At 46.9% G+C, this 19,182-nt stretch carries 24 protein-coding genes and 1 pseudogene; 20 read left to right on the forward strand and 5 right to left on the reverse strand.

The genetic code is table 11. The features are described 5' to 3' along the window. From C1I60_RS25770 to C1I60_RS17245, 5 genes and pseudogenes are all read left to right on the forward strand, one after another. A pseudogene (locus tag C1I60_RS25770) lies at positions 1-349 on the forward strand (general stress protein); the annotation flags it as partial. 188 nt (positions 350-537) lie between these two features. Next, a complete protein-coding gene (locus C1I60_RS17230; RefSeq protein ID WP_137062842.1) occupies positions 538-1,710 on the forward strand; it encodes an acyltransferase in 1,173 nt (390 codons plus the stop codon). 167 nt (positions 1,711-1,877) lie between these two features. Then, positions 1,878-2,516, forward strand: coding sequence for a CatB-related O-acetyltransferase (locus C1I60_RS17235; protein ID WP_137062843.1), 639 nt, complete (start codon positions 1,878-1,880; stop codon positions 2,514-2,516). A gap of 249 nt (positions 2,517-2,765) precedes the next feature. Next, on the forward strand, positions 2,766-3,128 hold the full coding sequence (locus C1I60_RS17240) for a replication termination protein (RefSeq protein WP_014281229.1): 363 nt from the start codon (positions 2,766-2,768) through the stop codon (positions 3,126-3,128). Between the two features lie 19 nt (positions 3,129-3,147). Next, the gene (locus tag C1I60_RS17245) at positions 3,148-4,152 is read left to right on the forward strand and encodes a Gfo/Idh/MocA family protein (protein WP_137062844.1); all 1,005 of its coding nucleotides are present in this window, start codon (positions 3,148-3,150) and stop codon (positions 4,150-4,152) included. Positions 4,153-4,257: 105 nt separating this feature from the next. On the opposite strand, the gene C1I60_RS17250 is transcribed toward C1I60_RS17245, so the two are convergent. Then, positions 4,258-4,452, reverse strand: coding sequence for a hypothetical protein (locus C1I60_RS17250; protein ID WP_170970836.1), 195 nt, complete (start codon positions 4,450-4,452; stop codon positions 4,258-4,260). Positions 4,453-4,566: 114 nt separating this feature from the next. Between C1I60_RS17250 and C1I60_RS17255 the strand changes: the two genes are divergently transcribed. The 6 genes from C1I60_RS17255 (at position 4,567) to C1I60_RS17280 (ending at position 8,439) form a co-directional block, all read left to right on the forward strand. Then, positions 4,567-4,944 (forward strand): DivIVA domain-containing protein, encoded by a 378-nt coding sequence (locus C1I60_RS17255; protein ID WP_014281231.1) that lies wholly within the window; start codon positions 4,567-4,569, stop codon positions 4,942-4,944. 99 nt (positions 4,945-5,043) lie between these two features. Beyond that, a complete protein-coding gene (locus C1I60_RS17260; protein WP_137062845.1) occupies positions 5,044-5,478 on the forward strand; it encodes an Rrf2 family transcriptional regulator in 435 nt (144 codons plus the stop codon). A gap of 23 nt (positions 5,479-5,501) precedes the next feature. Beyond that, positions 5,502-6,005 carry a metallophosphoesterase family protein gene (locus tag C1I60_RS17265; RefSeq protein ID WP_137062846.1) on the forward strand — a complete coding sequence of 168 codons (504 nt, stop codon included), beginning with the start codon at positions 5,502-5,504 and terminating at the stop codon, positions 6,003-6,005. Positions 6,006-6,034: 29 nt separating this feature from the next. After that, positions 6,035-6,361: a (2Fe-2S) ferredoxin domain-containing protein gene (locus C1I60_RS17270; protein ID WP_137062847.1), complete on the forward strand. Its 327-nt coding sequence runs from the start codon at positions 6,035-6,037 to the stop codon at positions 6,359-6,361. 324 nt (positions 6,362-6,685) lie between these two features. Further along, complete coding sequence (locus C1I60_RS17275; protein ID WP_137062848.1) at positions 6,686-7,288, forward strand: nitroreductase family protein; 603 nt, start codon at positions 6,686-6,688, stop codon at positions 7,286-7,288. A gap of 227 nt (positions 7,289-7,515) precedes the next feature. Continuing rightward, the gene (locus C1I60_RS17280; RefSeq protein WP_137062849.1) at positions 7,516-8,439 is read left to right on the forward strand and encodes an NAD(P)/FAD-dependent oxidoreductase; all 924 of its coding nucleotides are present in this window, start codon (positions 7,516-7,518) and stop codon (positions 8,437-8,439) included. 10 nt (positions 8,440-8,449) lie between these two features. Here C1I60_RS17280 and C1I60_RS17285 read toward each other — a convergent pair whose 3' ends face one another. Continuing rightward, entirely contained in the window at positions 8,450-8,779 is a 330-nt protein-coding gene (locus C1I60_RS17285) for a hypothetical protein (RefSeq protein WP_137062850.1), read from the reverse strand. Between the two features lie 141 nt (positions 8,780-8,920). Beyond that, positions 8,921-9,241 (reverse strand): winged helix-turn-helix transcriptional regulator, encoded by a 321-nt coding sequence (locus C1I60_RS17290; RefSeq protein ID WP_137062851.1) that lies wholly within the window; start codon positions 9,239-9,241, stop codon positions 8,921-8,923. A gap of 292 nt (positions 9,242-9,533) precedes the next feature. On the opposite strand from C1I60_RS17290, the gene zwf reads away from it, so the two are divergent. The 7 genes from zwf (at position 9,534) to C1I60_RS17325 (ending at position 16,088) form a co-directional block, all read left to right on the forward strand. Continuing rightward, entirely contained in the window at positions 9,534-11,036 is a 1,503-nt protein-coding gene (zwf, locus tag C1I60_RS17295; protein WP_137062852.1) for a glucose-6-phosphate dehydrogenase, read from the forward strand. A gap of 57 nt (positions 11,037-11,093) precedes the next feature. Continuing rightward, complete coding sequence (gene gnd, locus C1I60_RS17300) at positions 11,094-11,987, forward strand: phosphogluconate dehydrogenase (NAD(+)-dependent, decarboxylating) (RefSeq protein ID WP_137062853.1); 894 nt, start codon at positions 11,094-11,096, stop codon at positions 11,985-11,987. Between the two features lie 148 nt (positions 11,988-12,135). Continuing rightward, positions 12,136-12,810 carry an SOS response-associated peptidase gene (locus tag C1I60_RS17305; RefSeq protein WP_137062854.1) on the forward strand — a complete coding sequence of 225 codons (675 nt, stop codon included), beginning with the start codon at positions 12,136-12,138 and terminating at the stop codon, positions 12,808-12,810. After that, the gene (locus C1I60_RS17310) at positions 12,789-13,058 is read left to right on the forward strand and encodes a hypothetical protein (RefSeq protein WP_137062855.1); all 270 of its coding nucleotides are present in this window, start codon (positions 12,789-12,791) and stop codon (positions 13,056-13,058) included. Before C1I60_RS17305 ends, C1I60_RS17310 begins: the two co-directional genes overlap by 22 nt. A gap of 166 nt (positions 13,059-13,224) precedes the next feature. Continuing rightward, positions 13,225-14,433: an MFS transporter gene (locus C1I60_RS17315; protein ID WP_137062856.1), complete on the forward strand. Its 1,209-nt coding sequence runs from the start codon at positions 13,225-13,227 to the stop codon at positions 14,431-14,433. Positions 14,434-14,488: 55 nt separating this feature from the next. Further along, positions 14,489-14,935 carry an OsmC family protein gene (locus C1I60_RS17320; RefSeq protein WP_137062857.1) on the forward strand — a complete coding sequence of 149 codons (447 nt, stop codon included), beginning with the start codon at positions 14,489-14,491 and terminating at the stop codon, positions 14,933-14,935. A 67-nt stretch (positions 14,936-15,002) separates the two neighbouring features. After that, the gene (locus C1I60_RS17325; RefSeq protein ID WP_137062858.1) at positions 15,003-16,088 is read left to right on the forward strand and encodes a lactonase family protein; all 1,086 of its coding nucleotides are present in this window, start codon (positions 15,003-15,005) and stop codon (positions 16,086-16,088) included. 90 nt (positions 16,089-16,178) lie between these two features. Here C1I60_RS17325 and C1I60_RS26340 read toward each other — a convergent pair whose 3' ends face one another. Together C1I60_RS26340 and C1I60_RS26345 are read right to left on the reverse strand one after the other, a co-directional pair. Further along, positions 16,179-16,331, reverse strand: coding sequence for a MerR family transcriptional regulator (locus C1I60_RS26340; RefSeq protein ID WP_212734481.1), 153 nt, complete (start codon positions 16,329-16,331; stop codon positions 16,179-16,181). After that, positions 16,288-16,440 carry a MerR family DNA-binding transcriptional regulator gene (locus tag C1I60_RS26345; protein ID WP_212734482.1) on the reverse strand — a complete coding sequence of 51 codons (153 nt, stop codon included), beginning with the start codon at positions 16,438-16,440 and terminating at the stop codon, positions 16,288-16,290. The genes C1I60_RS26340 and C1I60_RS26345 overlap by 44 nt, the downstream gene beginning before the upstream one ends. Positions 16,441-17,044: 604 nt before the next feature. Here C1I60_RS26345 and C1I60_RS17335 point away from each other — a divergent pair. Then, a complete protein-coding gene (locus C1I60_RS17335) occupies positions 17,045-18,043 on the forward strand; it encodes a Rieske 2Fe-2S domain-containing protein (RefSeq protein ID WP_137062859.1) in 999 nt (332 codons plus the stop codon). Between the two features lie 30 nt (positions 18,044-18,073). Then, on the forward strand, positions 18,074-19,120 hold the full coding sequence (locus C1I60_RS17340) for an aromatic ring-hydroxylating dioxygenase subunit alpha (RefSeq protein ID WP_137062928.1): 1,047 nt from the start codon (positions 18,074-18,076) through the stop codon (positions 19,118-19,120). Positions 19,121-19,182: the final 62 nt, after the last annotated feature.

Here is a 19,182-nt window from a genome sequence, read left to right on the forward strand (position 1 = left end):
TGGCTTGCTGGCAGGCATCGGGGCCCTGGCTATTCCGGGCATCGGACCCATTCTCGCTGCTGGACCTATCGCGGCTACCCTAACCGGAGCGGCTGTCGGAGCGGGAGCAGGTGGCTTGGTCGGTGGACTGGTCGGGCTGGGCATCCCTGAAGATGATGCGCGTCAATACGAGACCTACGTCGATCAGGGCAAGATTTTAGTGCTGGTGGATTACGCTGATCATCACAGGGATGTGTATGATATTTTCCGCACCAACCGTTCTCTGAATGCGGATCGTTACAGAACGTATGATAATACGGTAGCCGATACCCGGACAGATGCGTACACGGATACCAGAAGGAACCTGTAACTTTATAGCTTACGCTTACAGCAGCAGTCTCCCCGAAAGGGAAGGCTGCTGCTTTTCCATATGTATGCCCGTTGATAAACCAGAGATAAGCGAAGCTTTGCTTGGATTGTCGTTTATCCTTCTATATATTTTTACAGAATTGTCGTTATAATAGACTTATATATTTCTAGACATAACAGGAGAGTGACATGAGTCAAAAAGAGAGAATTTCCGAAGTCGCTTTGCTGAGAGGGCTGGCTTTTGCCGCCGTTGTTCTTCAGCATTCCGTCGCACATTTTGCGGTTGCGCAAGGGGCGCGCATCCAGGACGGAGTTTTGATGACACTTTTACTGCTGTGTTCTAAATTTGCAGTTCCCGTGTTTGTGTTTATCACCGGGATGGTGTTATTTTACAATTATGATGGACCCTTAAAGTATGGAACTTTTTTACGTAAAAGGTTCATGGACATCATCGTGCCTTATATCATATGGTCTCTTTTGTACGAATTGGGAAATCAGCTTGTTCAAAGCGGAGGGCATCTTCACCCGCTAGATTTTTTCCAGAAGCTTTTGAATGGGAAAAGCAGCTATCATCTGTGGTATATCGTGATGATTATCCAGTGTTATGTGCTATTTCCTGTGTTTCGTTATGCTGTCCGCCGTTTGTCAGCGTTATTACCGTCAGCATGGCGACCCGCTGCATTGGCTGGAGTCGGCGTGCTGTACATCATGCTCATGCTCGCGGTGGGGCCGATGTACCGATGGATGGATGGGCTCCGGCTTCCGGTAGTTACTTCCTGGTTCACCATCTATGCTGACCGTAATGTGATTTACTTTTTCTTTTATTTTGTGCTAGGCGCGGCAGCCGGGATGAATGTCCGGCGCTGGAATGCTTGGGTAACTAAGGCGCAAATCGTATACTGGCCGTTGTTTATTGTAATTACAGGCTACTTGCTGTATGAGATGATCGGTCTGTTTCAGACGCCGAGAGGCACGGTTCTTTCCTTTAACTACTTGTCTCTGCTGCGTCCGGTCATGGCTGTATATTGTGTCACGTCTATTTTTGTTGCTTACCGTGTGGCAACGTGGATTGCTCATAAGGGCGGACGTGCCGCGAGGTTGCTGACTGCCATCGGGACGTTGTCCTATGGAGCGTATCTGATGCACGCCTTTATGCTGCGTGTCACGTACTCTTTTGACGAGACGTTGTTTGCAGACTGGAGCCTGATTCTTCGCACGCTGGCTTCGTTCGTCCTTTGTATGGTCTTTTCCGTTGCAGGCACGTGGCTGTTGGCGCGTCTGCCTCTGGGAAAATGGATTGTGGGGCTTCGGATTCGTCCACGCCCGGCCGGAGGTCCGCCAGCCTTGCAAAAGCAAGCCTGATTCGGTAATCCCAATCACATATTTTCACAAAAAGTATCCCGAAGCCCATGTAACAAGGCCGAGGGATACTTTTATTTTCTCCATTTGTTTAATGGCATGCATGCTGTTAGACTTGGACGTGCCTTTTCATTTAAGGTGAATCTATAACATGATAGGGGTGTTGCTACATGAGTGGTCCAGATCCAGGAAGCGTTTTTCCGATGAAAAATATTAGAAGTCTGTGTTTTTTGAAAAATGTAGTGGTTAATCCACAGATCGAAATTGGGGATTATACCTATTATGACGACCAACATAATCCTCTGGATTTTGAAAAAAACGTCCTTTACCATTTTGATTTTATAGGGGATAAATTAAAAATCGGTAAGTTTTGCGCAATTGCAACCCAGGCCAAATTTATTATGAATGGTGCAAATCACAATACAAATGCATTTACCACTTTTCCTTTTGGGGCGTTTGGTGGAGAGTGGGCAGCTGGTTTACCCAATTTAAGTGGAGGTTTCAAAGGGGATACCGTGGTTGGGAACGATGTTTGGATAGGCTACAATGCTACCATTATGCCTGGAGTTCATATAGGAGATGGAGCGATCATTGCGTCCAATGCCGTAGTGACTAAAGATGTCTTGCCTTATTCTATTGTAGGGGGAAATCCGGCCCAATTAATTCGTTATCGGTTTGACGAGGAAACGATTGAACTACTCAAAACACTAGAGTGGTGGAATTGGGATATCCAAAAAATAACAGAATGTATTCCTGTTTTGACAAGTAACGATACGGATGCCTTAAAGAAATTAACTAAGTCTTCATAATCTGTAACTCTATTTTTTTAGTCCTTATTATATTATTTCAATATATGAAAAATTCATAATAGAAAAAGACAGATTCACAGACCGCCACTTCGCCAACTATCTCACAACGCTTCATTATATATCTCCCGCCAACTTCAAACAGGTCACAAGGGAGAGATTGAAAATCCCCCTATCATTAGTGTATGGGCGCTGAGTGGTTTATAATGGAAGGTAAGATATAAGAGAATGGTGTGAAGAGGAGGCCGTGAAATGGCGTTTATGATATCCCAGCGAGCTTTTATCAAAATTTATCTAATCACAATGGTGGAGAAGCATCGCGGTTATGGATATCAGATGCTTGAATCGATGAAGGATGAGTTTAGTGGTTTTGGATATGTTCCGCCTCAGAGTGAAGTCTATCGGGCGCTGCATGAACTAGTGCAGGAAGGCGTCTTTTACCGTACCAAACGGTTAAAAGGCACAGATCCTCGCGTGGATTTTCAGGAAATTGTACTCTATCATTTTACAGATGATGGGGAGGAGAAAGCGCGACTGTACAAGAAGCAGGTCAAAACCGATTTGGACCGTTGCCTGGGTATGCTGCACAAAGCGGAACAGGACAACTATTCCTGACCACGAAAGGATGAGAATGATGGGTAGAAAGCTGAAATGGGGAATTTTAGGCACTGCGGAGATTGCCAAAATTGCTGTAATTCCGGCGATTCAGCAATCCGAGCGCGGAGAAGTACTTGGAATTGCTAGTCGCAATGCGGATAAATCCGCTGAGGCCGCCCAGGAGTTCGATATTCCGAAAAGCTATGGAAGCTACGAGGAATTGTTGGCTGATCCCGAAATCGGGGCGGTGTACATCCCGTTGCCGAACCATCTGCATGAAGAGTGGACGATCAGGGCCGCGGAAGCGGGGAAGCACATTTTGTGCGAAAAACCATCCTCTCTTAGCTCAGCCGGGACAAGCCGCATGATTGAGGCATGTAAAAATGCAGGAGTCATTTTTGCAGAAGCTTTTATGTATCGCTATCATCCGAAGCATCGAAGAATTAAGGAAATCATCAATAGCGGGGAAATTGGCGACATTCGCGGCATTCATTGCACATTCACGTTCAACAATGCCGATCAGGCAGATAATGTGCGCTTCAATAAAAGCATGGGCGGTGGATCGTTGTACGATGCAGGCGTATATCCGATTTCGGCGGCCCGTATGTACTTGGACCGGGAGCCGGAGGCGGTGACAGTACATGCTTTATTTTCACCAGAGCATGACAATGTCGATATGATGGCATCCGGCCTGCTGGAATTTCCGGGCGGGGTGAACCTTACCTTCGATTGTGGCATGTGGGCAGCGGACCGTTCTAATATGGAGGTTCTGGGTAGCAAAGGGACGATTGCGATGCCTAAAATGTTCGGCTGGGAAAGGTCATCTGTCGTACCGCAAATTTTCGTCCATGTCGGCTCGGTTACACGCGAGGAAAGACTTAAAGGCTACAATTCCTTTGAGCTGCAAGCGGATGCTTTTGCCAAAGCGGTGCTTGACGGTGTTCCGTTGCCATATGAACCTGAAGACGCGGTAAGCAATATGAAGGTGATCGACGCTTGTATCGAGTCGGCCCGCAGCCGGAAACGGGTAGAGATCGGATAAACCGGATAAACGAGTCCTCAGAAAGCATAAAAAGCAGCCTGTCACAGGGACAAGCTGCTTTTTTAGATAAACGAATACCTAGGCATACAGAGAAGCATGAAGTCTTCAACGATTACATATGTTCATCGTAATCAGTGACATCGCGTTTGGCGGCTGTGGCAGGCGAGTTGGACGTACCGTATTCTTCCACCGCGTCCCACACGCATGCATCGTCAAACCGTCCTGTATTCCGCTGGCGAACTTCCGCTCAAATGGCTCATGATTATATCTCCCCTTCGTAGTCTGAATGGATCTATACATACTGTGCGTATGCTCTTTTATACCCGCTCACAGGACTGGGCAATCAGCAGAGACTTTTATTCCCCACGTAGAATGTGATATAAAAAGAATAGTGTGTTAAGGAGGGAATAACCGATGGATGAACATATGAAGCGTCGTCTGGATAAGCAAAAGCAGTTGTTTAAGCAACTGGGAATTCAACTGGACGCGCTCTCTATCCATGAAAAACAGTTTAAAAATAAAATGCGCGGCTATGATCCTGATGAGGTGGACGCCTTTCTGGATGAAGTGATAAAGGATTATGAACGCTTCTATGCGAACATAGCCGATCTGATGGACAAGTGGCAGGAGCAGCAGGCAACCATACGTGATTTGAAAAACGCACCCAAGCCTGCCGCCGATTATAACGCACTTGACCGACGCCAGTTGGAGGACATCGTTAAGCAACTGGAATATAGCGTCCGCCAGCTAAAGGTGCGAGTACGCCCTGAAAATGACTATTTTCCGGAGTAAGGTGCAGTAAGCGCTGTGTCGGTGCCTCTCATTGTGGTATGATGAAACTATGCATATGTACACAAATATTAATGAGGCACACATATAAAGGTGGTTAACATGAGTACCCATTTTTCCGTTAGTATCCATTGTCTGCTTCTTCTAGCTGAAGGAGCGCCGGAGCGGATGACTTCGACACTTGTCGCTTCCAGTATCAATACGAATCCGGTGGTTGTTAGAAGAATCATGAGCCGGCTCAAGCAAGCTGGTCTGGTTGATTCCTCACCAGGAGCACGGGGCTTTCGTCTGAGCATGTCCAGTTCAAATATTAATCTTAAAATGATATATGAAGCGACCAAAGACGACGGTCCGCTGTTCGCTATCCATAGTGACAGCAATCACAATTGCGAGGTAGGTAAGAACATCGATGCTTTGCTAGACGGATTATATACCGTAGCAGAGCAGAAAATACAGGCGTTTTTCGAGACGGTTACGCTGCGGGATCTGGAGCAGGCGCTTCAGCAGCGGGTTGAGCAGCAGAGCTCATCCGTGTAAAGACGCTGGTAAGGAGAAATGCTATGAAAATCATCGTACTTTCAGATACTCATATGCCGCACCGAGGAAAAGCGCTTCCTGGTCGGCTTGTACAGGAGCTCAAAGGCAGCGATCTCATTCTCCATGCTGGAGACTGGACGGATTGGTTCGTATATGAAAGGCTATCCGAATTTGCACCTGTGCAAGGGATTGCCGGAAACAATGATGGAGTAGACATCGTAGAGCGTCTGGGCTATCAAAAAATCGTTGAAGTCGAGGGCAGACGGATCGGCATGGTCCACGGTCACGGCTGGCGCGGCTCGACAGAGAATATCGCACTGAATACGTTTAAGGGAGAAACGCTGGATTGCCTGATTTACGGACATTCGCATATTCCAGTTGTCAAAAAGTTGGACGGCTTGCTTGTCCTCAATCCCGGATCTCCGACAGACAAGCGCGGCGAGGACGAATATTCATTTATCGTGCTGACGATTGAAGACGAGCAGATGGATGCACAGCTTGTTCTTTATCCAGATAAGCATGAATAAACCAACAACCGTTGATTAAAGGGGAAGCTATGGCTATTTTTGAATTGGAACCGATGAAGCATCATGTGTTGATCTGTAATGGAGGCACGTGTATGCGGCATGAAGGTGAAGAAGTTACACAAGCAATTCGGGATGAAATCCGTGAACAAAACGCAGAAGCTTATATTCATACGACCAGAACTCGCTGTAATGGCCGTTGTCACGATGCTGCGGTTGTGATCGTATACCCTCAAGGGGACTGGTATGGTCAGATGACGCCTGCTGCGGGTACAGAATTGGTGCAGAAGCTTGTAGCAGGAGAGAAGCTGAAACCATATCTTTTTCATGAGTGTACAGGGGAATCCAGTTCACAATAATTCAACAACAAACTATAAACAAGAACGTGAATAGAGAAAATCTTTGCGGAGATTTTCTTTTTTTTGCGTTTAATCCCTGGCCTGAAAGGTAAAAGTATACTGTGGACACCAATCCGATAGGGAGGGAAGCGAAAATGTCCCCATATGACGATGGCCTGCACCATCAGGATGTAAGAAAGGGACAAGCGGGGAAAGAACAAACGGCGGAGCCCATCATGAATCAAGGAACTGGTAATATTTAAAAAGAAATCTCTTGACCTTAAGACAAATACAATATATATTTAGTTACGAAAAGTAATTAATTTTTCTCAGGAGGTAACAAAAATGGCTAAAGATTTCTTCACAGCTCTGAAAGAAAGACGCTCCTATTACGGTATTAGCAAAGAACAAGTAATTTCCGACCAACGGATTCAAGAGATTGTAGAGGAAGCTGTTAAATATACACCTACCTCTTTCAACTCCCAAACCTCACGTGCAGTTGTACTGCTCGGTGAGCATCATGACAAACTGTGGAATATCACAGAAAATATTTTGCGCGAAGTTGTAGGCAATGAAGAGCAATTCAAATCTACTGCTGAGAAAATGAACGGCTTCCGTAGCGGTTACGGTACTGTATTGTTCTTTGAAGACAACAATGTAGTGGCTGGATTGCAACAACAATTTGAAGCTTATGCGGACAATTTCCCAATCTGGTCTAACCAATCCAGCGGCATGCTGCAATTGGTTGTATGGACAGCTTTGGAGCAAGAAGGACTGGGCGCATCCCTTCAGCATTACAATCCTTTGATTGACGAAAAAGTGAAAAATGAATGGAATATTCCTGAGCATTGGAAGTTGATTGCTGAATTGCCATTCGGTAAACCGACATTCCAACCAGGTGAAAAAGAATTCCAACCAATTGAAGAACGCGTAAAAACGTTTAAATAAGCCAGACGATGCTACAATGATTCAGGTTTGGCCTGCAAAAAGCACTGTGGATTTCCACAGTGCTTTTTGCTATTCCATTTTTAAGGAGTGAGCTTCTGGATATGTACTTTTTTCTTTTTTTGTGAAAGGGATGATTCAGGGGTTAATTCAGGCGGAAGCGGGTGATGCTACGTTTAAATTTGTATGAGAGGGTTACATAGGTGTTATTGATGAGGGAGGAAAAATATATGCCATATGATTGCATTATTGTTGGCGGAGGGATTGCCGGGCTGCAAGCGGCTATTCAATTGGGAAGATACAGCAGTCATCGGGTTCTGGTGATAGATTCGGGCTATGGTCGGTCCACGTTGTGTCATCAGTATCATAATATTTTGGGCTTTCCTGACGGGATTTCAGGTGAAGACCTGCGACGGCTTGGACGTCATGAGGCAACGAAGCTAGGAACTGAATTTGTTGAAGGTAAGGCGGTGAAAGCTGCCAAGAGAGATGAGCTTTTTGCCATTCAAGTGGAAGAGGGAACGGTGTATTCCTCAAAGACGCTGCTGCTGGCAACGGGGCTGACCGATCGCTTTCCAAAGCTGGAGGGGCTTTTGGGCTGCTTGGGCAATAGTGTGTATGTCTGCCCGGACTGTGACGGATACGAGATTCAAGATCGCAGTACGGTTGTGTTGGGAGCGGGAAAAGCCGGAGCTTCCATGGCTCTGATTTTATCGGCGCGTACGGACCACCTGATTTATGTGAACCATGATCGTTCAGAGGTGCCGGACGAGTTGATGATGAAGCTGTGCGAGAAAGGAATTGGATACAAGGAGGAGATTATTTCCAGGATCATGACCGAGGAACCGGGACATTTTGAAGGAGTTCAATTGGCTAATGGAGAGGTTGTTCGGGCAGAGCGAGGCTTTTTAGCCTTTGGAGGCAACCATGTCCATTCAGAGCTGGCCGAGCAGTTGGGCGTGCACTTGCTGGATAACAAGCATATTGAAACTCATCCACGAAGTAAAATGACCAATGTAGAGAATGTATGGGTAGCCGGAGATTTGGGAGCGCATGCTGAGCAAGCGACTGTTGCGATGGGAGAAGGAGCAATGTCAGCAATCTGGATACACAAAGTATTATCCGGTATGAAAACAAAAATATCGCAGCTCTAAGAGCTGCGGTTTACAACGGTGGACGTGTACCTGTGTGAAAATGAAGGCCGAAGCGTTCCAATTGCTCGCTCATGCCGTACTTGCGCAAAATTTCCGTTTGTTTGTTGCCAATCAGGTCAAAATGGGGATAGGGCTGACGCTGGTGAATATATTGGGGGTCCAAACCATTATGGCTGCACCATAAACGCAGCTTGTCCAAATTGGAACAACCCACCTTGGTTACGGTTGTAATACCTGGAAAGCGATCATCCAGCCAGTAATGAGTCAGATAAGCAATTTCGCCGCGACTGACCTCTCTTTTCCAGGCTGAAAGCTCCTGTCGGTTAATACCAAACGCCATCGAGTTCATCCTTCCTTGGTTTCTTCCGAAATCATGAGTGGTCGGAGGCGTACCATTATTTTCGTATTATTGCCCTGTATTACGCTTCCTAAAGGGTAACACAATAACAGGAGACCGTGTATGACGAGCTCCTGTTAGCGGTTAGAGCCATCTTTCGGCCCAGATCTCTACACCATTCAATGCATCACCGAGCTCCTTACCCTTGCGGGTCAGCGAATACTCGGTGCGCACGGGCCGCTCTGTAATGACATGGCGAAGGATCAGGCCGCTAAGTTCCAACTCTTTAATGCGTTCATTCAGCATACGTTTGCTAAGATCAGGTATAGAAACATGAATTTCACTGAATCGTTTGGGATGTTCCATCAAAGTATGGATGATGAGAGCGGTCCATTTTTTGCTGATGATCTGAAAGGACTGTTCCACCTTGCCGCACAAAAGCTTAGGCTGCCTGTCGTCGCTCATCTGAATCCCCTCAATTTCATTGGTTGTTTTAAACAGTATACTAAAAGTAACTCTGTTTACCAATAGTAACTATCTTGGCTTGTGTCAACTGTGACATTTTTAACAGTTTTTTCTCATTCCTTACGTCAATCATACCACAGAAAACGTTATCATTACAGGAAATATCGAATGTTCACGATTTCGCTAAAATTTGATTGACTTGCCCCTTATTTTGGGTGTATTATGGGTTACGTTAATTCCTCAGGTAACTTTTAATAACCTCATCTTTTATAATGGGAAGAAGGAATAATTCATGGATTCAATGACTTTTGTCTTATTTGGAGCGACAGGGGATTTGGCTAAACGTAAAATCTACCCTGCCTTGTATAATTTGTTTGTCGAAGGTAAAATTCCGGCTTCCTTTTCTGTAATTGGTATGGGGCGTCGTGAAGTGGCTGACGAACAGTTTCAAAGTAACGTAGAACAATCCATTAAGGATTTTTCCAGGCACGTGAATAATGACCGTGCACAGATGGATCAGTTCTTGAGCGCTTTCCGCTACAGTGCATTGAACGTCAATCACCCTGAAGACTATAAAAAGCTGTTGCAGCTTGCTGAGCAACGTGAAAATGACTTGGGAATTCCGGGGAACCGCATGTTTTACTTATCGGTGGCACCGGAATTTTTTGATGTGATTGCCCTCAACATCCGGGAAAGCGGTTTGGCTGATACGAAGGGCTGGAAACGGCTTATTATCGAAAAACCATTCGGACATGATCTGGAATCGGCACGTGAGCTGAATGATCGCTTAAGCAGAACGTTTGCCGAGGATGAAATTTATCGTATTGACCATTACCTGGGTAAGCCGATGGTGCAAAATCTTGAAGCCTTGAAATTTGCTAATCCATTGCTTCAGGGTGTGTGGAACAATCAATACATTGCCAATGTGCAAATTACCGCTTCCGAAACTGTAGGCGTCGAGGAACGCGCAGGATATTATGATCACTCCGGAGCTATTCGGGACATGGTGCAGAATCACATGCTGCAAGTGCTAATGATGGCGGCTATGAATAAGCCGGGGCATGTAACGGCAGATCAGGTGCGTGACGAAAAAAGTAAGGTTATGAAGGCGTTGCGTGCGCTTGATCCTTCCGATATTGCTTCCAGCGTGGTGAGAGGCCAATACACGAACGGTGAGATTAACGGAAAAGCAGTTCCTTCCTATAAAGAAGAGCCGGACATTGGACCGGACTCACAAAATGATACTTTCATTTCAGCTCGTCTGTGGATTGACAATGAGCAATGGTCAGGTGTGCCGTTCTATATTCGTACAGGTAAACGCATGAATGAAAAATCCACTCGTATCGTCGTAGAATTTAAAAAGGATAGCACAGACCCGTATGCGGCTCAAGGACAGCCATCCGAGCCGAACTTGCTTACGATTCATGTGAACCCGGATGAAAAGGTAACACTGCGTCTGAACAGTAAGGACCCGTTGAATAACGGTCAACTGGAGACGGTGCTGATGAATTACACATCAGAGGCCAAGGAAGTACCGGAAGCTTATGAGCGCCTCATCTTTGATGCGCTGCGCGGCGACTCCACCTTTTTCGCCCACTGGAATGAAGTTGAGCTTTCATGGATGTGGGTACAGCCAGTGCTGGAAGCATTTGCTCGCGGCGAAGTTCCGCTTCATACGTATGCGGCAGGCTCCTACGGTCCAGAGGCTTCTGACCAATTGTTGGAGGAACAGGGCTTTACATGGTGGCTGGATCAAAAGTCAGAACGTTCTGAAAAAGCGGTTGTTCGTTCGTAAACATGTACACATCACTACATTGAGAATATATTTTTGCTACGGCAGGAGGCCTTTACAATGCAAGTTGGATTAATCGGTTTGGGAAAAATGGGCTTGAACCTCGGAAAAAACTTGATCGATCACAAGCATGAAGTTGTCGCTTACGACGTCAATGCAGCAGCGATTCAAGAAATGAAGGATTACGGTGCTACAGGTGCTTCCACACTGGAAGAGCTTGTGCAAGCGACCCAATCCCCAAGAGTACTGTGGATTATGGTTCCCCATCAAATTGTTGATTCCGTGCTGGAGCAGCTTCAACCAATTTTGTCCAAAGGGGACATTATTATTGAAGGTGGTAACTCTCATTACAAAGAGTCGATTGCTCGTCATGCCCGTCTGAAGGAATACGGTATCAGCTTCATGGATGCCGGTACCTCCGGCGGTATGGAAGGTGCACGTAGTGGCGCTTGTTACATGATCGGCGGCGACCCGGAAGCATGGGCGTTTGTTGAGCCTATTTTCCGCGACACAGCGGTGGAAAATGGTTATCTGTATGCAGGTAAATCCGGTAGCGGACATTTTCTCAAAATGGTTCACAACGGTGTGGAATATGGTATGATGGCCTCCATTGGTGAAGGCTTTGAAGTGCTGGAGAAAAGCAGCTTTGACTTCGATTATGAGCAAGTGGCACGCGTTTGGAACAACGGTTCCGTTATTCGCTCCTGGTTGATGGGCTTGACCGAGCGTGCATTTTCCAAGGATGCAAATCTGGATGAAATTCGCGGGGTTATGCACTCTTCCGGCGAAGGTAAATGGACGGTTGAGGAGGCATTGGACATTCAGGCGGCTACTCCGGTTATTGCGTTGTCCTTGCTAATGCGTTACCGTTCTCTGGATGCAGATACGTTCAACGGGAAAGTCGTTGCCGCGCTGCGTAATGAATTTGGCGGTCATGCAGTAGAAAAGAAATAGTAACGATATAAGTTAGCATTGATCCCCGCAGCTTCAAAACTGCGGGGATATTGCTATATGTTCTTGGCGTGCACTTTTTGCTTTATGCATATTTTTCCTTGTATATCCGCACAATAGATGAAAAAGAAGGCGGAAGGATGAATAGCATATGTGCAAAAGATTTTCGTTATCGGCGGATTTGGACGAGGTAAGGGATCATTTTGGCATCCAACGGGTGATGTATTATTATAAAACGCGTTATAACATGAGCCCTACCCAGCATGTTCCCATCGTCCTGCATCAGAATGGAGAACGGGTGCTAGATGAATTTCGCTGGGGATTTATCCCCTACTGGGGCAAGGATTGTGTCAACGCCGATTTGAATACGGTACGAGTGAATCCTAGTTACCGCAAAATGGCCGAAACCCGGCGCTGTGTCATTCCTTGCAACGGCTTTTATTATTGGCGAAAGCTCGGTAAACGTATGTGTGCGGTGCGGGTGGTGTTGCCGGGACAGAAAATGTTTGCGGTCGCGGGATTGTATGAGGTATGGCAGGATAGCCGTAAGGAGCCGCTGCGTACCTGTACGATGATGACGGTGCAGGCCAATGCGGATATTCGTGAATTTGACGGCCGTATGCCCGCCATTTTGGAACCCTCGAATATGGATTCATGGCTGAACCCGTCTATTAAGAACATAGATGAGTTGCTGCCGCTGCTGTGTACGTATGAACAGGGCGATATGAGCATCTATCCGGTGACCCCGCTGGTCGCCAATGATGAACACGATAACCGCGAATGCATTCAGGAAATGGATTTGCAATGGTCCTGGATCAAGCCTTAAATGAATATGGAGAATTTTCATTCACTACAGATCATAAGCTTCCCGCCGCCTGCATAGGTATGTATTGGGGAACAAGCGTCATGATCCGGGGAGAGGGGAAACGGCCGAAGGAGTATCTCATATGGGATGGAGGCGATTGGAATGAGCAACGATACACTCATCCAACTGCTGGTGCTCATGGTGACGATCATCGGTCTGGTCCAAAACCGGTAAGTGGCAGGTTCCAGAAGGCGGGAGAATTGCCCTAGGCAATCTTCCGTTTTTTTTCGTTTTCCTTTCAAGTGCGGCAACAAGAGATTTTTTTAAAATGCTCGCAGATGGAGGGAGTTTGCGGTACAATAGATGCTAAGCTACAGGTGACAAGACACCTGAATATACGGCTATATATGATGCATTTTTAAGGGAGAGCGAATCATGAGTGAATTGGCTTCATTACCACCATCCAAAAAGCGAAAGCTGCTGTTTAGCGCAGGACTCAGTTGGCTCTTTGATGCCATGGACGTTGGGTTGCTTTCGTTCATAGCCGCAGCGCTGGCTAAGGAGTGGCATTTGGGATCAGAGCAGGTTGGTCTATTGACTGCGATGAATTCGATAGGGATGGTGTTCGGGGCCGCTTTAGCGGGGATTTTGGCTGATCGCTACGGCAGGCGTGCAATATTAGTGTGGACGCTGTTGATCTTTTCTATTGCAAGCGGCTTGTCAGCTTTGGCGACTGGGCTCGGTGTACTGTTGGTGCTGCGCTTTATTGCGGGCGTAGGCTTGGGAGGGGAATTGCCTGTAGCTTCGACGCTGGTGTCGGAATCAGTGCCGGTTCAGGAACGGGGAAAAGCGGTCGTTTTGTTGGAAAGCTTCTGGGCCGCGGGTTGGATTCTTTCAGCGCTTATTGCCTATTTTGTTATTCCAAAGTACGGCTGGCAGATGGCTTTTATTCTCGGCGCAGTACCAGCCCTGTACGCCCTTTATTTACGCAAAGCGGTAGAGGATTCACCACGATACAAGCAGCAGAGTGTCAAGCTTCCACTGCGTGAAAGACTGGCTTCCATTTGGACAGGGCCGAACCGCAAGTCCACGCTCATGCTGTGGATTTTATGGTTTACGGTTGTATTTTCCTATTACGGAATGTTTCTGTGGCTGCCAAGCATTATGTTTATGAAGGGTTTTGAACTGGTTAAAAGCTTTGAGTATGTCCTGATCATGACGCTGGCGCAATTGCCAGGATATTTTACTGCGGCATATCTGATTGAAAAGCTGGGCCGCAAATTCGTGCTGATCGTCTATTTACTGCTAACGGCGGTGTCCGCTATTTGGTTCGGTACCTCGGAAACTGCAGGAATGCTGCTGGCTGCTGGTATCTGCTTGTCCTTTTTCAATCTCGGCGCGTGGGGAGCCATGTATGCCTATACCCCGGAATTGTACCCAACAGCGGTCCGTTCTACTGGTGTGGGTATGGCGGCTGCATTTGGCCGTATTGGTGGCGTGATCGGACCTTTTCTGGTCGGAATGCTGGTCGGACAGGGCATGGCGTTGCAATCTATCTTTGTCATTTTCTTCGGAGCGATTCTGATTGGAGCGGCGGCGGTATGGTTGCTGGGGACCGAAACGAAGAATCGGGAGATCGACTAACCTTTACATTCACCTCTATAAAGATTCATAATATAAGAGAGAGGAGTGACCTGAAATGGAGCATACCTTTCTGCTCAAGGCAGACTGGAACGGGGGGCGCAACAGCGATGGCCATATTGAGGCCGGACAGCTGCGGACAGCGATTTCGATCCCGGCGGAGATGGGCGGTCCCGGTGTGGGCACCAATCCGGATGAAATGCTGCTAGGCGCTGCCGCGACCTGCTATTTGATTACATTGGCGGCGATGATGGAGCGTGCGGGTCTTCCGGTGGCTTCACTGGCACTGGAATCTGAAGGCATTGTCGATGTAACGAACAATATTTTTACATATCGTCGAATTATCCATCGTCCGCGAGTTCATTTGGCCGCCGATGCGACAGAATCGCAGATCGAACAGGCATTGCGGCTGGCAGAGCAGGCTGAGAGCTCTTGTATGATCTCGCGTGCCGTAGCGGAGAATGTGGCTTTATCTACAGAGCCCGTCGTGGATCGCGCCTCTTAGCGCTATTTAAACCAGGAGCAATCATTCCAATTGCCCATTATTTTTCTAATTTGAGGAGGACACAACCATGACAACACAACAAAAATTGCTCGTTTTCGCAGGCTCTTACGCCGAATTGGAAGGCAGCGGAGTTTATGCGTACATTTTTAATGAAGAGACAGGGGTTCTTACATTACAGAATGAGTTCTCCGGATTGAAAAATCCAACCTTCCTGAACGTGGATGTGAAGAACCGGAAGCTGTATTCTATTGGAGAAACGACTTCTGCTACAGGAGCGAAGGTGGGCGAGGCTGCTGCCTTTGAAATTGATCCGGTCAAAGGGACATTTACATTGCTTAACCGGGCGGAAAACGTTGGCGCAACAACCTGTCACATTCAGCGTGATCCATCCGATCGCTACCTGATCGTAGTCAGCTACCACGGAGGAATGGTGGGACTGGTGTCTCTAACCGAGGATGGCCGTATCGGCGAGTTGCTGGATGTTAAACAGCATGAAGGCAAGGGAGCGCATCCTGAGCGTCAGGATCGTCCGCATCCACACTCCAGCTTCTTTAGCCCTGATGGTCGTTTCCTGTTCGTACAGGACCTCGGCCTGGATCTGATCCGTGTCTACACCATTGATGACAGTAAAGGACAACTGGTGCTTCATGGCGAAACGAAAACCCATGCAGGGGCAGGCCCACGTCACTTGACGTTCCATCCGAACAGTAAATTTGCTTTTGTTATTAATGAGGTGGATTCTTCGATTACATCTTTTGCGTATGACGCAGAAGCAGGCAAGCTTACCGAGCTTGAGAGCGTACCGACTTTGCCATCTGATTTTACGGGCGAAAACACAACCGCTGAGATTGCTATTTCGGAGGATGGTGCTTATGTGTACGGCTCCAACCGTGGGCATGACAGCATCGTAGTGTTCGCTGTAGACGCTGCAACAGGCAAGCTGAGCTTGGTAGAGCATGTTTCTGCCGAAGGAGAGCATCCACGTCATTTTGCTTTGACTCCAAACGGTGATCATATACTCGTAGCTAACCGCGATACGAATAACATCGTTACGTTCAAAGTGGACAAGGCTAGTGGACGACTGACCTACACGGGACAACAAGTAACTGTCTCCAAGCCAGTATGCGTACAGCCTTTTTACTTTTCCGTATAGCAATCCGGGGCTCACTTATGTGAGTCCCTTTTGATTTTATGTAAGTCCTATTGTGGGAATCACACCATCTCTGCAACAAGAATCTGGATTTCATAGCAGGCCTCGTCTGGCTGATCTGTAAGAGTGTAATTTGCATAAACTGTTTATTTCTTCAATAGAGAGTCCGATCTGGTGAAGCTCTATGATCGTACCGAGAACTTCATATTGTAATATCGAATAATATCGGTAACCCGTTTTTTTCATCTACCTGTGAAGGTTTGAACAAATTAATCTTGTCATAATACCTCAGTGTGTCCACGGATATTCCACGAAGTTTTGCCATCTCGCTTTTATTTAGCTTCTCTTTACTCATTGGCACGCACCTTATTTCAGTTGATTAATGAATATTATCTGACATGATCTCGATCGAAACATAGAAAAAAATCTATAATTTTGTGTTAAATAAAGTTACATAAAATTAGGACAGGATCTGTTCTGGAAGGGTTTGCTGATAAAGCAGGTTTATCTTCTTCCGCAATCGGCATGTATGAGCGTGTGAAGTTTTTCGCAAATATTATGTTATATTTAATAACTTTAATGTGTGAAATTCAAGGGATCAAGGTCGTTATTTCCGCTTAAAATTCTTTTAATGTTAATTATATTGACATATTTTCCGAGTTAGTCATATAATAAGAAAAATAAACGAATTATATGTTATTAAATATAACATATGTGAAGCGAAAATCAATGAACCTAAAAATTTGCAGTGCGGGTACTTTACGTGGAGTTTACCAATTTGTTATGCCAATGAACGTGGCAAAATTCTTCTGAACTCCAGCCGATCGGTGGTGGTGAATACCTTGGAACTGGAGGATGAGCTTCGGATCGGTACCAGAGTGTATGCACGCAGCGACTTAAAGGATTTGCTCGTAAAGGCGAACGGGCAACGCTCCGGATCTTAAAAGGAGAAGGTGACTATGATGAAAGATCACATATTGGCAAAAGATTGGATAGCAGCAGTTTATTCTCAGGATATCGGAAGCGAACCGGTACCTGTTACGATTTTGGAAGAGAGGGTCGTCCTTTTCCGAACCCGGGACGGAGTTCAGGCATTTAAAGATTTATGCATACACCGGGGGGCGGCGTTGTCGCTGGGCAAAGTGGCATGTCCTTACCACGGCTGGAAGTATGATGCGGAAGGAAAATGCGTCAAAATCCCTCAGCAGCCAGCAGGACAAACCATTCCTCCTAAAGCTAAAGCAGTGGTTTATTCCTGCACGGAGCAATACGGCATCATCTGGGTGAAACTTGATGCTGGTTCCGGGAACGAAGCTCCGGTCCCCTTTTATGAGGAATATGAGGATTCAACTTTTCAAACCGTACATGCGGAGCCGTATATCCTGCATGCAACTGCGCCGAGAGTCGTTGAAAATTTTCTGGATGCAAGTCATTTGGCTTTCGTTCACGACAGACTATTGGGCGACTCTGATTTTCCTGAAATACCACATTACAGCGTTTATTGGCATGAAAACCGCTACGTTTCCGACGAAATCGCCATTTACGCTGATGCGGACGGCTCGGGAAATTACGCAACGATTTACTATACGTTTGAAATTTTGCGGCCTATGACAGCAAGACTCAAAAAAGTGAACTATGAAAACAACCAGATTCTATCCATGTTATTTACGGCGCTTCCCCACGAAGAAATAAAAACAACTGTTTTTGCACTTATTTCTAGAAATTACGCATTAGACCAGTCTGACGAATATTTTCGGGATTTTCAGAAGCGGGTGATCGAGCAGGACGCGGGAATTGTAGAAAGCCAGAAGCCGGAGGAACTTCCTCTCGACTTACAGGCGGAGCTTCATTTGAAGGCGGACCAAGTCAGCATTGCTTACCGGGGGTGGCTGAAAGAGCTGGGTGTGACCTACGGCAGCGACGTTTCGGTTGTCTCTTCAAAGAACACTAGACTATAAAATCAATTTACGGATAAGGAGAGTGCCATGATGGTACCTAAAGCTAAAAATAACCATTCTGAGGTTCAATTTCCGCGGGATTGCACGTTCACTCCGGAGGATTGGCAGGTGTTGGCCCAATATTGGTACCCGGTGGCGCAGGCAAGCGAAATCACGGATAAACCGGTTGGCGTAAAGCTGCTTGATGTGAAGCTCGTATGCTACCGTAGCAACGGCAAGTTGGTTGTCGCCCGTGACCTTTGCTTCCACCGAGGTGCTCCCCTTAGCAAGGGGTGGGTTGAAAACGGAGAAATTGTTTGCCCATATCACGGACTTCGTTACAACTGCGAGGGCAAATGCACATCAGTTCCGGCGCATCCCGACGCCAAAATTTCGCCTAAGCTGAAATTGATCACGTATCCCGTAGTAGAGCGGTACGGTCTGATCTGGACATCTCTTACGTCCAGCGACGTGCAAATTCCCGAGTTTCCGGGATGGGATGACCCGGATTACCTGAACGTGCTGCCGCCGAGCTTCGACATTGCAGGTTCAGCAGGGCGCCAGATGGAAGGCTTCCTGGATGTATCGCACTTTGCCTTTGTGCATACCGATACCTTCGGAGACCGTGATAACCCGTTTGTGCCTCAGTACACCGTCAAGCGCGAAGGCAGCGGCTTGCTTGCCGAATATTGGAGCACGGTTAGCAATTACGGCAAAGGTCAGGACAATCTGGTCCCGGAAGGCTTTAAATGGCTTCGCGAATTTCGCGTATTTCCTCCGTTCGCGGCTTCGCTTACGGTCTACTTTCCGAACGGCGGCAAGCTAATGATCCTGAACTGTGCCTGCCCAGTATCGGCCCGCTACACCCGGTTGTTTTGTCCGATTTCACGAAATTTTGATAAAGATGCATCCGTTGAAGATACCATCAAGTTCAATTTACAAGTGTTTCAGGAAGATCGAGAGATGGTAGAAGCGCAGACTCCAGAGGATTTGCCACTCGATTTGCAAGCAGAGGTCCATATTCCGGCAGATTGCACCTCTATCGCTTACCGGCAGCTTCTTAGCGAGATGGGGCTCGGCAGGTCCTATACAGCCTAAAGGAAATTCTCGAAAATTGGAAAAGTGTCACAATGGCAAAAATAACAACTGCAGAAGCATAT

This window comes from Paenibacillus terrae (assembly GCF_005217525.1).
In the GTDB taxonomy this organism is placed as follows: Bacteria; Bacillota; Bacilli; order Paenibacillales; family Paenibacillaceae; genus Paenibacillus; species Paenibacillus terrae_C.

What these genes read in the sequence shown, in the direction of transcription:
- C1I60_RS17230 (WP_137062842.1), top strand. Translation starts at nt 538, where the DNA reads ATGAGTCAAAAAGAGAGAATTTCCGAAGTCGCTTTGCTGAGAGGGCTG.
- C1I60_RS17235 (WP_137062843.1), top strand. Translation starts at nt 1,878, where the DNA reads ATGAGTGGTCCAGATCCAGGAAGCGTTTTTCCGATGAAAAATATTAGA.
- C1I60_RS17240 (WP_014281229.1), top strand. Translation starts at nt 2,766, where the DNA reads ATGGCGTTTATGATATCCCAGCGAGCTTTTATCAAAATTTATCTAATC.
- C1I60_RS17245 (WP_137062844.1), top strand. Translation starts at nt 3,148, where the DNA reads ATGGGTAGAAAGCTGAAATGGGGAATTTTAGGCACTGCGGAGATTGCC.
- C1I60_RS17250 (WP_170970836.1), bottom strand. Translation starts at nt 4,452, where the DNA reads ATGTATAGATCCATTCAGACTACGAAGGGGAGATATAATCATGAGCCA.
- C1I60_RS17255 (WP_014281231.1), top strand. Translation starts at nt 4,567, where the DNA reads ATGGATGAACATATGAAGCGTCGTCTGGATAAGCAAAAGCAGTTGTTT.
- C1I60_RS17260 (WP_137062845.1), top strand. Translation starts at nt 5,044, where the DNA reads ATGAGTACCCATTTTTCCGTTAGTATCCATTGTCTGCTTCTTCTAGCT.
- C1I60_RS17265 (WP_137062846.1), top strand. Translation starts at nt 5,502, where the DNA reads ATGAAAATCATCGTACTTTCAGATACTCATATGCCGCACCGAGGAAAA.
- C1I60_RS17270 (WP_137062847.1), top strand. Translation starts at nt 6,035, where the DNA reads ATGGCTATTTTTGAATTGGAACCGATGAAGCATCATGTGTTGATCTGT.
- C1I60_RS17275 (WP_137062848.1), top strand. Translation starts at nt 6,686, where the DNA reads ATGGCTAAAGATTTCTTCACAGCTCTGAAAGAAAGACGCTCCTATTAC.
- C1I60_RS17280 (WP_137062849.1), top strand. Translation starts at nt 7,516, where the DNA reads ATGCCATATGATTGCATTATTGTTGGCGGAGGGATTGCCGGGCTGCAA.
- C1I60_RS17285 (WP_137062850.1), bottom strand. Translation starts at nt 8,779, where the DNA reads ATGGCGTTTGGTATTAACCGACAGGAGCTTTCAGCCTGGAAAAGAGAG.
- C1I60_RS17290 (WP_137062851.1), bottom strand. Translation starts at nt 9,241, where the DNA reads ATGAGCGACGACAGGCAGCCTAAGCTTTTGTGCGGCAAGGTGGAACAG.
- zwf (WP_137062852.1), top strand. Translation starts at nt 9,534, where the DNA reads ATGGATTCAATGACTTTTGTCTTATTTGGAGCGACAGGGGATTTGGCT.
- gnd (WP_137062853.1), top strand. Translation starts at nt 11,094, where the DNA reads ATGCAAGTTGGATTAATCGGTTTGGGAAAAATGGGCTTGAACCTCGGA.
- C1I60_RS17305 (WP_137062854.1), top strand. Translation starts at nt 12,136, where the DNA reads ATGTGCAAAAGATTTTCGTTATCGGCGGATTTGGACGAGGTAAGGGAT.
- C1I60_RS17310 (WP_137062855.1), top strand. Translation starts at nt 12,789, where the DNA reads ATGGTCCTGGATCAAGCCTTAAATGAATATGGAGAATTTTCATTCACT.
- C1I60_RS17315 (WP_137062856.1), top strand. Translation starts at nt 13,225, where the DNA reads ATGAGTGAATTGGCTTCATTACCACCATCCAAAAAGCGAAAGCTGCTG.
- C1I60_RS17320 (WP_137062857.1), top strand. Translation starts at nt 14,489, where the DNA reads ATGGAGCATACCTTTCTGCTCAAGGCAGACTGGAACGGGGGGCGCAAC.
- C1I60_RS17325 (WP_137062858.1), top strand. Translation starts at nt 15,003, where the DNA reads ATGACAACACAACAAAAATTGCTCGTTTTCGCAGGCTCTTACGCCGAA.
- C1I60_RS26340 (WP_212734481.1), bottom strand. Translation starts at nt 16,331, where the DNA reads ATGAAAAAAACGGGTTACCGATATTATTCGATATTACAATATGAAGTT.
- C1I60_RS26345 (WP_212734482.1), bottom strand. Translation starts at nt 16,440, where the DNA reads ATGAGTAAAGAGAAGCTAAATAAAAGCGAGATGGCAAAACTTCGTGGA.
- C1I60_RS17335 (WP_137062859.1), top strand. Translation starts at nt 17,045, where the DNA reads ATGATGAAAGATCACATATTGGCAAAAGATTGGATAGCAGCAGTTTAT.
- C1I60_RS17340 (WP_137062928.1), top strand. Translation starts at nt 18,074, where the DNA reads ATGGTACCTAAAGCTAAAAATAACCATTCTGAGGTTCAATTTCCGCGG.